General features: G+C 42.8%; 7 protein-coding genes. 2 read left to right on the top strand and 5 right to left on the bottom strand.

All coding sequences use genetic code 11. The annotated features are described in order from the left end of the window. Window positions 1-482: 482 nt before the first annotated feature. Together POG22_RS11175 and POG22_RS11170 are read left to right on the top strand one after the other, a co-directional pair. Window positions 483-842 carry a hypothetical protein gene (locus POG22_RS11175; RefSeq protein WP_498905283.1) on the top strand — a complete coding sequence of 120 codons (360 nt, stop codon included), beginning with the start codon at window positions 483-485 and terminating at the stop codon, window positions 840-842. 179 nt (window positions 843-1,021) lie between these two features. Beyond that, entirely contained in the window at window positions 1,022-1,813 is a 792-nt protein-coding gene (locus tag POG22_RS11170; protein ID WP_498905282.1) for a YdcF family protein, read from the top strand. Between the two features lie 168 nt (window positions 1,814-1,981). Here POG22_RS11170 and POG22_RS11165 read toward each other — a convergent pair whose 3' ends face one another. The 5 genes from POG22_RS11165 to POG22_RS11145 all read right to left on the bottom strand — a co-directional run bounded on the left by POG22_RS11165 (window position 1,982) and on the right by POG22_RS11145 (window position 10,794). Continuing rightward, window positions 1,982-7,015 (bottom strand): RHS repeat-associated core domain-containing protein, encoded by a 5,034-nt coding sequence (locus tag POG22_RS11165; RefSeq protein WP_498905281.1) that lies wholly within the window; start codon window positions 7,013-7,015, stop codon window positions 1,982-1,984. A 140-nt stretch (window positions 7,016-7,155) separates the two neighbouring features. Next, entirely contained in the window at window positions 7,156-8,100 is a 945-nt protein-coding gene (locus tag POG22_RS11160) for a hypothetical protein (protein ID WP_498905279.1), read from the bottom strand. Window positions 8,101-8,305: 205 nt separating this feature from the next. Further along, window positions 8,306-8,833 (bottom strand): hypothetical protein, encoded by a 528-nt coding sequence (locus tag POG22_RS11155; RefSeq protein ID WP_144053673.1) that lies wholly within the window; start codon window positions 8,831-8,833, stop codon window positions 8,306-8,308. 453 nt (window positions 8,834-9,286) lie between these two features. Next, window positions 9,287-10,222 (bottom strand): hypothetical protein, encoded by a 936-nt coding sequence (locus POG22_RS11150; RefSeq protein WP_498905278.1) that lies wholly within the window; start codon window positions 10,220-10,222, stop codon window positions 9,287-9,289. A gap of 41 nt (window positions 10,223-10,263) precedes the next feature. Continuing rightward, complete coding sequence (locus POG22_RS11145) at window positions 10,264-10,794, bottom strand: hypothetical protein (RefSeq protein ID WP_144053674.1); 531 nt, start codon at window positions 10,792-10,794, stop codon at window positions 10,264-10,266. Window positions 10,795-12,235 lie beyond the last annotated feature (1,441 nt).

The raw sequence follows: 12,235 nt of genomic DNA, 5'->3' as shown, positions 1-12,235 counted from the left end.
TTTTGTGATTTTTGATACATTTTTTCTTGCCGGATGCACAGGAATTTCCAATTTTACCTCTTTTTCGGGTTCTCGAAGCCATGTCAAGACTCCTCTAAGCCTTACGTCGTAAGCTTTTCACTTCTTTTCAGCAAGCCCTTCATAAAATTCAATTCTTCACCGCCGAGTTATACGGAATCCGTTTTCGATAAGCTAGGTTTCAAAAAGTCTTCACCACATCCCCCCTTAGCCCCCCTTTCAAAGGGGGGTTGGGGGGATAGAGGGGCTTGTTTGACTGAGTAAAACCAGTATTTGATATTCGGATTTCGTATAATTTCTTGAATTGAAATAGACTTCAATTCAAGAAATTCATGAGACTTTAAAAATACAAATCAACGGCAATGAATCGAGAAGACAACAGAGCTTTAGGCCAGATCGATCCAAAACAATATTTAAAGATTCAACCTTTTTTGAATCGAGGTAAGTCTCTAAATTTTACCATATTGGATTTTTGGCAGTGGTCGAGTTCTAATTTGCTGGAAAATACGATTCGCGGCGTTTTAGCTGAATTTATCGTGGCGTCTGCTCTCGATGTTAAAACCCCGGTTCGGGTTGAGTTGGACGATCGAGATGTGGAGTTCGAGGGATTTAAGATAGAAGTTAAAAGTGCGGCATACGTTCAGGCTTGGGAACAGGAGAAGCTCTCAAATATTAAGTTTTCAATTCAACCGAAATATCTCGATACAACTCGTCTCAAATCCGGAGGTCAAAACATAGCCCAGCGACGTGCCGATCTGTATGTTTTTTGTGTGTTTTGCGAAACGGATTTCGATCGCCTCGACCCCCTAGACGTTTCGCAATGAGAGTTTTACGTTCTCGACACCGCAACGCTCGATCGAGAAGTCGGATCGCAAAAATCCATCGGATTGAATTCCCTCAAACGCCTCGATCTGACAATTGTGGAGTACGATCGCTTGAAACCCACGGTACAGGAAATCGTCAGATCGATCGACCGCAACCCTCACTAAGTTGAAGTTCCACCATGTTTTTCTTCCTCTCTAAACTCCTCCCGCTGTTCGTTTATCCGCTGGGATTGAGTCTGCTATTGATGTTAGCGTCTCTGGTATTGCTGTGGAAACGTCCTCGGTGCGCGGCGTTTTCAGTTTTCCTGGCGTTCGTGGTGTTGATGGCGGGGGGGAATGGATGGGTGTGTGCGGGATTGGTGCGATCGCTCGAAAGTCAGCATATTCCCACTGAAGAACTTCCCACCGCTGAGGCGATCGTGGTGTTGGGGGGTGCGACGCGATCGCCCTCGCCGCCGCGTCCTTGGGTGGAAGTCAACGAAGCGGGCGATCGTACCCTCTACGGCGCAAAACTCTATTTAGATGGGAAAGCCGAGTACGTGGTGTTGTCCGGCGGACGCATTAGCTGGCGGGGCGAAGTGGGTTCGGAAGCCGAAGACATGGCGAAAATTGTCGAAGCGATGGGGGTTCCGTCAGAGCAAATTTTGCTCGATCGCACCTCTCTCAACACCCATCAAAATGCCGTCAACGTCAAAGAAATTCTCGAGGAACGGGGAATTCAACGGGTTCTTCTCGTCACCTCTGCGTTGCATATGCCGCGATCGCTGCGGGTGTTTAAGAAGCAGGGAATCGATGCCATCCCTGCCCCGACGGACTTTCTGGTGACAGACGCCAGCCTCGCCGCTATGTCTGACAGTTGGGAGGCGATCGTCCTCAATATTATCCCCGACGCTCATCGCCTCGCCCTCACCACTCGCGCCCTCAAGGAATATGTGGGAATTGTCGTGTATGGGTTACGCGGTTGGCTTTAGGGCAATCGATCGTTGATAATGCACAGAGGTAAGACGTGTGTTGATTAGTGAAGAGTGGAAAGGAAAAAGGGTAGAGTGAGAATTCTTGACTCTGCACTCTACCCCCTTAACTCTTCCCTGAAAGACGCACACCGCCCCTCGAAGGTGGGGGCAATGAAAGAAATGCAATTACGGAAATGGATATTTTTCTCTGAGATTTACAACTAGCCCTTGCTCCGATTGAGTTGAAGTGGATGTAGACAGATTAGAACTCGAACTGGAATTTACACCAGTAGCCTTATTTCCATCGGAATTGTTGTTAGCTGAAGCTGGTTTCCATGTTGTGTTACTCAATAGAGCAATACTCGCAGCCAGGGAAGAAACGCCCATACTAGCCCCTATAATTTTTCGGGCATAGCCTTTGCCCGGTATTAAGGAAAATCCGAGAAAATCGATAAATGGGCTGCTCCACTCACTTTTCGTAAAAGGCCTGTTAAAGGTTAAGTTTGCGACCCGATCGACCTGATCCGATCGAGAATAAACTGTACCATCGATATAGGATAATCCTGGGTTATTGGGATCGTCCACGATTCCCCTTTCGACCCACACTGCATCACTAAAACTATCACTGCGGCTGAGCGAACGAGATGCATCTCCCGTGTGTTCGATACGAGTAATGGTGACGGTTTCGCTGGCCACATCGTAACCCGCGACTATCTTGGAAGCTTCTGCAGTTCGATCGATTAACTTGGAACCCTTGACAGCCATTTTACCGATATCCCATGCCGCAGTTCCTAAGTCAATGCCTATAGAAGCTAGCCCAAAGATACCAGAGGCAAAGCCTAAGTTTTGAATCGTGTCACTTCGGTTAAGCCCTCGATTTTCATCGTCGATCGCCATAGAATCAGCGGCAATCCCAAGCGTATCGCTCACCAGTCCCAAACTACCTCCAAGCAAAGCCAACCCTGCTGCTCCAATAATTACCCCTGCTCCTGTAGCAATACTGGCGATCGCCAATCCGACAACAATGGCGTCGATGATGAACGAAAAGATGTTCAGTCCCAGATCCCACCCCGTACTGAAGTGACCTGAAGGATCCATCAAATTCAACGGATTTCCATGACAGTAAAGATAAGGGTTGATCCCCCCGCCATTGAACGGACTCCAGGTGTCTGCCGATGCGAACAATCCTAAATTTGGGTTGTACGTCCGAGTCCCATTTCCGAGATGATACAGGCCAGTCGAGCGATCCTTGAGTTCGCCGTTAAATCCAATTCTCGAATTACTTTCTGGATTCGCTCCGTATGGAGTATAGGACTGCGTCTTAACCTCTCCTGTCGACTCGTCAAATACTGAGATTGTCGAGTTTTGGGAATTCGCACCTAGAAGTCGTACGTCTCCAGAATCGATTTCAGCAATAGGCATTCCATTGTGAGATACAAAAATTGTGGAGCCATTGTCCTCTCGTTCCAATGCAACCTGCTCTGCGACATAGTGGCGAACGGCTTTTGTGCCACTCGGTTTGTCTGTTGCAAGAAGATGTTCGTAAGGATCGTAACGATAGCGAACTGTTTCTGTGCCATTGTCGATCGCGCGAGCCAATCGCCCGGAAGTCGTATACTCCATTGTACGACCTGCTCCATCATCGATCAGGTTGCCGTCAGCATCGTACCGAAATTGTAATTCGGACGGATAAGAAGGATGTGTGTTTGCGATCTTGCTGACCTGTCGGTTGTCAGCATTTTCATAGAAATAGGTGGCGACGTTGTTACTGCGATCGCTAAAATCTGTGGTAACCGATCGCATATTATCCAGTAAATCGTAGGCGAATACCTGAGTTGTTATCGCGAGTCCGTATTCGTTCTTGGGTAAAAGTGCATCGTGAGTGGCTGTCGCCGTATAACGGAGTAAGCGGTTTTTGACATCGTAGGTAAAGTTTTCGGTGAGCGTCTCGCTCTCGACCCTATGGATACGTTCGGTTATCTTATTTCCCTTATCGTAAGACAGTTGTATGCGGCAATCGTATAGGGTCTGACTGTTACTATTTTTGAGGACAATATGACGTTCGGTTTCGCGACTGAACTCGTCATACGTGACTTCAACAACCTGCTGTTCTCCCGCAGCATTTTCAGTGGTATTGGTCTGCACTCGACCAAAAGCATCGTACTGGGTGGTCGATCTTACGCCGTTCTGTTCTGTGGAGATCGGGCGACCATACGAATCATAGCTATATGTAATTTGGGTCAAGGGAGAATTTTCTGGACCGATGCTAGTGCTGAGTCGAACTCCGGCTAACGTATGAGTAGCACGAGTAGATGTGGTTTCGTTTGGTGTTACTGTTTTATCGGTAAACACCGTCTCGTTTAACAAACCCGTGATCGAATATCGATAGGTGTAAGTTGCATTCTCGTTTTCCACACTGATTAGACTACCAGTGGGATAACCACTAAGTGTCTTGTGTGCGAAGTTAAATACGTTGTTCGCTTGAGTTGTACTCCCCGTGTAAGTGGTCACGTTTTGGGGTTGAAGGTTTAACTCTGGAAGGTATTTGAAGTCGATGGTATTTTGGCGGGGTGTCGTAACATTGGTGGGATAATCTTGAGATCCGTTATAAGCGAAGACAGTATTCCGACCCCCAACTGTGCGACCGGCCGTGCGACCTAAACCATCGAACTTTTGTTCGCCCAATGTATAAACTGGAGTGCTGCCTTGTGATAAATCTGCAATACTCAGTTTTTCAATCAGCGCTCCCTGCGACCAATCTGCATATTCTGTTCGATATTCATTTCCGTCAAATTGTACGGCACGAACGACTCGGTCGAACGAATCGTATTCTAAACTTGATGTCTGATTAGTTGTTGTTTGGAAACTTTTTTTGCGACCAAATCCGTCGTACTCAATTGTTGCCGTACTGTAAACGCTGCCATTGCTATACAGACGTTCTACTTTTATGGGTTGTTTGGCTAAATTATAAGTTGTCCGCACTGAAGACAACGAGGAGTCTCCACCGCGATCGAGTTTCAAGCCTTCAGTTAGTGTTAAGGCGATCGGATCGAACACACTGGTTTCAATACGCCCATCACTATGCCGAATTTCAGAAATTTTTCCAAAATTATCGTAAATATAATTCTTCGTATTGCTGAAACAAACTTCACCGTTAGAGTAATCCCGATTGACCTCAGTGATTTTCTGTCCGAGGGAATCGTAAGAAGTTTTACTCATCTCGCAAAACGCACCAGTGTCGTCCTGCATTTCTTTGGTTAAAGTACGCCCGAGACCATCAAACCGAACGCGGATACGAACTCCCATTGCATCGGTCGAAATGACTTGACTTTGCGTAATTCCTTCCGATTCTCCTACAAATTTATATTCGTGGGTTTCCTGTGTTTCGTATGGCGTCCCCACTGCGGAAGTGGTTTTAACGACCCGACCTAAAACATCGTACTTCGTATTTGAGATAACGCCATCGATATTGACCTGCTGTAGCACAAGTGCCGTACTATCGCAGACCGTTTGGCTGCTACTAGCGGTCAGTCCGTCGAAACCTGTGACTGTTGAAGCTTTGCGGGTGGCTCCATTTTCTTGAATATAATCTAAGGACTGGATTAAGGTTTTTCCAGATTTAGCTTTAGAAAGTGTTTTGAGCAACCCACAGCGAAAATTATTCGGATCGTTATAATAGTCATAGGTTTGTAGGATCGCTCCGCCATTAGAGGTTTCGGTATGTTTGACGACGAAATAGTCCCCCGGTACAGATGGCAATCGAGGAATTGAAGTAAAGGTGTACGACATCACCTTATTGGTCTGCGACAAACCTGCAATCGGTGCGGGAACGATTGTTTTTTGTTTGAGATATCGCACAAAATATCCGAATGGTTCTGCCGGACATTTTCCCGATTCTCCAGCCTGGGGATAGTATTCGTATTCTGTCTGAATTCCAGTTCGATCGATTTGCGATCGTATATTTCCGTATTCGTCTGTTGTGAGTTCGGTACAGATCGTTCGACTGTCCCCAGTATCGGTAAATTCATAAGTCGTGCTGACTTTATTCGGTAACCGAAGATTGGCGGGTTGGTTCTCAAAGGATTCTCCCGGTATTTCGTTATAAGTAGTCGTTTCGGTTACTCGAGCGTTGCCTCGCTGGGTGACTTCTTCGGTCTGTAAGTGAAATTTATTGAAGGTATTTTTGGTGTAGCTTAAAATGTCTGTATCGTTGTTAGGATTGACGACTCTTTCTTCACCCCAGTAACTATAATTTCCAATAGCGAGGTACAGGTTATCAATTCCTTCTCGATAACCGCCGTTTACTGGATACCCTAAGAAATTACTACCCAAACTGTACTGGTAGGTTTTACGAACGATCGGCTGGTCGCCTCCGGGATACACCGTCCATTCACGGACGTTGGGAATATATATCCCTGTATCTACGAGATGACCGTCCCGATTGTACGCGATCGTATCTATATCACCGACCGGAGACACCACCCGTCGAATAACTGAAAAACCGTAAATGTCGTCGTAATTGAGTTGAGTACCAAATTCACTGTAAGATATGACGCTGGGATCGTAGGGAAGACTAATCGTCGTTAAATTTTCATTGGTAAATGCAAAAGTCACTCTTGCTGTTTTACCTTCTGAAGTTAATGTATCGGCGTGTCGAATTTCTCTTCCACTGCTTTGATAGGTTAAACTAAGAAGCGTCGTCCCGTCTGCATTGATTATTGAAGTTAGATGACTGGTAGATAGATCGTAATGGTAATGGAATGTTTCTCCACTTTCTAAAATCCATTCTGTGGTTTGATACGGAGAGATATCACTCAGCTTTTTCAGGATTTCGACCGTGCCGTTTTTGTAAAATACTTGAATTTCTTTATCTCCAGACCGAACAGCAACTGTATCTTTAATTTTCTTATCTTTGAATTCGATCGGTCCGCTATTCGGTAGATATTTGGCTTGATAGCTGGTTCCATCAAACAATCGTATCGTATCTGTTTTGTCGTTGTATACACTGTTACAGTTCAATGTCCAGCCTTTACCATAGCCAATGTTAGTGGTACTGAGTGCTGAAAATGTTAAAACGATATCCCGAGTCTGTTTCGGAGCCGATCGCGGATGCAAGGTTGCTAGTTTTAGCGTAAATCCATATTGTCCAGTACGCAGATCGACTTTTCCAGTTAGGTAAGAACTGAAATTAAAGGCATTGGAATAAATATTGGTTGCCATTTCGAGCGATCTCCTAATTTTTACAAAATTATCTCAGTCATGTGTGTTCAAAGAGTAACGCCACTCTCACTCATCTCTTGAGCGAACAGAACTCAATGATTGAATAGCTGTTTCTACCATCGATCGATAGTTTGAGTTCGCTATCCGTTGGTTAGCGAGAGAGTGTTGTAGTCACTGTTAGCCGCACGGAGAATAAATTTGTGAGTGCAGCCATAGTTATCAACAATCGTCCAGCGTAAATTATTATTATATGGAGAGCTACCATAACTATATCCACTCAAGAAATAGCGCAACGCTCTCATATAAGAATCACTGGAACTTAGGGGAACATTATCTGATGTGTTAGGCCCCCCAGAAATATCTCCCACTTTTAACGAAGTGACATCTTTTTTGATTGCTGCACCAAGTCGTAAAGAGCTACTTACAGTTTGAGCAAAACAGAATTCCAGCTTAGAATTCCGATAACCCGCTCCAGAAAAAGATTCTTGTTTGACTGCTAGATTTGGTAGAGTCCAGTAGTAAATATCAATATCAAGGGTTGAATTTTTGTTGATTTCTTTGGTGTAAGCATCGTCTCTGTTTAGTTGAAGACGATCCACTGTAATTTTGTAGGGTGCTGTCGGAGTAACCTTCAAATATTGATTGTAGCTTGCCATATTGGTGGTATACTTCGTACCCTCAATCACAATCGTCCCCATAAATTGACGTGAAGCGGTGTCGGTTGTCCTCAAATAGCGTACAGCAACATTTGGATTAGAATCATCATAGGTCTGAATCGGATGTGTTTCCTCTGGAGCTTCATCGAGACTCCTTCGCGCAACAGGCGCTCCAGAGTACGGACCTTCAGTGAATCCATTTTGTTGTGTGTCGGAATACCAATTAGGAGGTAAAGGAGCATTTATATTTTCAGACCGTTCAGTGACTCTGATGCTGTTCTTTTCTTCTGGCGTCAAATCTACGTAATTACCATCTACGGTTTTCTGTGCGATGACTGTTACCGATAGTTGTTGATTTCCATTGGAATATAGATGCTGATTAGGCCCGGTAAACTCAATTTTAAAGCTGGTCAATTTTGTGACAGACATAATGAAGTCCTCCTAATTTTACCGTTGTGCTGTTTTGTGGGGCTTTTCCAAAGTTGCTCTGTAAGAAATTGTTGAAGCCATCATAGAGCTGGACTTTGGGTTAAAATTCATGAGGTAGAGAGCCGAACTCGAGAAATACCTTTTTCAATAGAGAATACAAGTCTCGATTCTCCATGCCAATCTCGACAAAAACTAGAGTCAAAACTTAGTTTTTATGGATTTGAAATCCATAATTAGGGCGAGCAATATTTTCAAAAACTTCAACAGTGAATCTGTCAGCATATTCGCGAAAATCTCCAATAACAATTCGATTGTAAAACTCAGCAATTTTGTCATTGACAAAACGAGAAAAAAACTGATTGATATGAGGATACTCTTCTACAAACTTTATGCAAGCACTTCTGAGTGCTGTGGCAAACGACCTCAACTCTGTTTCTGACAAAGGCTCTAAAATAGATAAAGAACCGTCATCATTCACTGTAGAAATATCAGTGAGGCGGTGAGAGGCTTTGGGGATAAAGTAGCCCCCATCAGTAGACGGAAACAACATATCTTGATAAAACTCATTTCCTTGAAAAAAATAGGGCGTTATAAATTGCATAATATATTTTCGATCGCTTGCAATGAATGGAACGCATTCACGATAGCGTTCTAGACAATGAACTTGTCCCACCCAGGGAGAGCCACTAGCATTTTTAAACAGTGCGTCTATTTGATATGGTTCGAGAAACATAATTCACTTTTCCTTCAAGATTGCTTGCGAACGAGGCTATAAGTATTAACTTTACCTACCAGATTCGGAAGATCGATCCATTTTTTCCGTTTTGAGTGTATCTGAAAAATGCAAATCTAAATGTGAATCCATTAGATACAAGTTTTTTGTACTCGATCGACCTGTTCCTGTTGTTAGGGTTCGCTGTCGCTCTACTCAAATTGACCTTTAATTTCCTGTGTTCCCTCAGTGGTGCAGAAAACTTTTCGAGATCGGGGATTGACAAAATACATAAAGTATTAACTTGAATTTAAACCAGATCCCCGGCATCTCCAAGATGCCGGGGATCTCCGGCAGCCATTTACCGATCTGGGATTTTGCGGGCAACCCTTTAATACGGCGAGATCTTTTCTCACAAGGGTTTCAGGACTTTTTTGCACCAGTAAGCCTGTGTTCCTACCTAGCAGATTGCATTCAAGCATCAGTCAACTTGAGAGTATTATGGTCGTTCTCGGAATAGCAGCGATAGCTATGGACGCATCCATAGGTGTCGGTTATGGTTGTACTGATATATGGCTTCTCACCGGGAGATGCATAAACATAACCATCAGCACGAGAGCGTACTCCACGAATATAAATACCAGCACTGTAGAGTCGAACATTTCCTGACTGCTGCGTAATAAAGTCATTCACATCGAGTGAAGTCACGTGAGGTTTTATCAGACTATTACAGATAGCCGGAGAACTGCCAGATAGGTAAAACGGGTAATGCTTGCTAAAAAAGACGTTCAAATAATCTGAGAAACTCTGACGTACGACCTTGAGACCAGAAGGAAGAGTCCAATAGTAAACATCTATGTCGATATGCTGACCTTTAGAAACTTCCTTGTTATAAGCATCATCTCGTTCGAGTTTTAAGTTCGAGACTTGAATTTGATAGGGAGAAGACGGACTGACACTGATGTACTGATTAAAGTCCGGCATATTCGTCGAATATGTGGTTCCTGCAACGACAATCGTTGCCATGAACTGGCGTGAAGCTGTCTCCGTGGTTCTCAGATACCGTATGGCCACATTTGGACTGTTATCGTCAGCTTTGATGAAATCTATGTTTATGGGAATCGGATCGAGACGCTCTTTTACAGAAGAGGTTGCTGAAAAAGCTCCTTCTGCATATTCATTTTTTTCTGTATCGGAATGCCAGCCTGGAGGGAGCGGTGCATTAACATTTTCCGATCGCTCTGTTACTTTAATGCTATTTTTCTCCTCTGGCGTCAGATCCACGTAATTACCATCTACGATTTTTTGGGCAGTTACGGTGACCGATACCTGTTGATTTCCATTGTAGTATAGATGTCGATTAGACCCGGTAAACTCGATTTTAAAACTGGCTAATTTTGTGACAGACATAAGCTCTCCTTGCTTTTCTATGGTGTTCCTTTTCTGTGGCGTTACTTTTGGTGAATTTGAAACCCATAATTGGGCGGTGCGAGATTCTCGAAGACTTCGATCGAAAATTTGTCGGTATAGTCGCTAAAATTCTTGACGATGATTTGGTTGCAAAAATCAGCCATTTTGTCGTTCACGAAACGAGAAAAAAACTGATTGATATGGAGGTACTCTTCAACAAATTGTATGTAAGAACGACAGAGACCTTCTGCAAACGATCTGAGTTCTGTTTCTGATAGAGGGTCTAACATCGACAGATTGCCACTACTTTCATTGACGACAGAAATGTCGGTAAGACGGTGAGCTGATTTAGGAATGAAGTAATCACCATTTTTCATGGGAAACAACATATCCTTGTAAAATTCACTCCCCTGAAAAAAATAGGGCGTTATGAATTGAACGATATATTTTCGATCGCTTGCAATGAATGGGACGCATTCACGATAGCATTCTAGACAGTGAACTTGCCCCACCCAGGGAGAACCACTCGCATTTTTAAACAGTGCATCTATTTGATATTGTTCGAGAAACATAATTGACTTTTCCTTCAAGATTACTGGTGTGATTTACAGAGATGTGTCTAAGGTAAGTGTCTGTGAGTAACTGGCGATCGTTATTAGCTGTTTTTCGCCATCTCAGAATGAAAATTTCGATCGCAGCCGTTTAATTCTTGTCAGGGAGAGGGTTCGATCGATCTTTCGAGTTGAATTCTACGATTGGTAGACTTTTAGCTCATAAAATCTCCCAAACTCAAACCTTTCAAGATGTTTAAGACTTTGTTCTAACTAAGAATCTTACCTTAGTTTGACAAAAGAGAGTTTAGTTTTAAACTCAACTACATCTCTTAAGAGCAAGCTTCACTCAGCTTTTTCGCTTTGAGAAATTGCTGACTTTGCTACGACAAATGTAGCTTTCGGATACAAAAAACTAAACTTTGACGGGTGGATCTCAAAAATGTAAATTTATCAGATCGGAGTCTTTGCACTGAATTGAGCTGTTTTTGGGTGGAGCGATCGCGAAACCCAACCTCCCTCAAACTCATAGGTTTACATCCATTGAGATACATTCAGCTTCGATCGCTGAAATACTCAGTATCATGTTATCTGAACATAACATCCAGGAAACCCATTTAGGTGGTAGTTTTCATCGCAAGCTTGTTAAATTTTGCTGCCATGTTTTAAGCAGGGTTCAATATTCAACTCAGATTTTTGCGTTCTACCAGATCGAAATTCGATCTTTACATAATTTCTCAAGTATTTAATCTTTTCGTTAGACTTGTCTAAGGAGAAGATTAACTGTAAACTCCATCTGACAAGACATTTTGTAATTTCAAACTTCTTTTAATAAGATTATACGTTTGAGTAAAATCTTCTTTTGTCAAAAATTGGAAAATTTTTCGATCTAGGAAATTTGGAAAAACCATATTTGTTACACTTCAATCTATTTATGCGTGCCAATCTATCATGGCAATTTTTCGATGTCATGAGTAAAAATACTTATTTAGATTTTCATATTGTTTGAGATTGAGAGTCAGCTCGTTATATAAATCATCTGAAAGCTATATTGACTTAGGGTTCAGCTTTGTCTAGCTTCTGATTTTTTACGAATTGTAAATCACTTTATTTTATAAAAAAATAAAATTTTATGTATAAATATAAATATTCTGTTATAAAGCACTTCAAGATGAGTATCTTCAACAAGATAAGCCAATCAAGTCAATAAGCTGCCAAAAAATGCCTTTTATTGCAAAAATTTTCAAGGGCTTACTTCCTATAGCAATCTCACTTGATTTGTGGAAAGAATCACGAATTGACTTTGAGGTCAGCCACACTTTTCAGGCTCTTCCGATTTTGTTATGCAAAAAAATACTAATTTAACCCCAATTCCGATATTTGAAATTCAAAGCCGAAATTCTGTAAAGCTTGCAGAACTTGACATAGAGCGATCGATTAATGTAGAATAAATTTAATTATT

The organism is Geitlerinema sp. CS-897, assembly GCF_028368005.1.
Taxonomy (GTDB): Bacteria; Cyanobacteriota; Cyanobacteriia; order Cyanobacteriales; family Geitlerinemataceae; genus Baaleninema; species Baaleninema simplex.
Note: the sequence above shows the minus strand (reverse complement) of the source record. Positions and strands in the feature narration are given on the sequence as shown.